General features: G+C 48.3%; 1 protein-coding gene. It reads left to right on the forward strand.

Annotated elements, in window-relative coordinates; genetic code table 11:
• On the forward strand, positions 1-292 hold a 292-nt coding region (locus MMP72_RS15825), incomplete at both ends, for an Ig-like domain-containing protein (RefSeq protein WP_241406218.1).

The following is a 292-nucleotide window of genomic DNA, read 5'->3' on the forward strand; positions in this document are numbered from 1 at the left end:
AACCCAGGTTTAGATGATGGTGATGAAATCACAGCAGTGGCAACAGATGAAGCAGGCAATAGTTCAGATCCTGCCACAGCAATTGTAGATGCAGTTGCGCCAGATGTACCCGTGATTGATCCAGTAAATGGAACCGATCCAATTACAGGAACAGCAGAACCTGATTCTACAGTGACGGTGACCTTCCCAGATGGCAGCACAGCAGAAGTTGTTGCAGGACCAGATGGCAGTTGGACAGTACCGAACCCAGGTTTAGATGATGGTGATGAAATCACAGCAGTGGCAACAGATG

It is taken from the genome of Acinetobacter sp. NIPH 2699 (genome assembly GCF_022549355.1).
In the GTDB taxonomy this organism is placed as follows: Bacteria; Pseudomonadota; Gammaproteobacteria; order Pseudomonadales; family Moraxellaceae; genus Acinetobacter.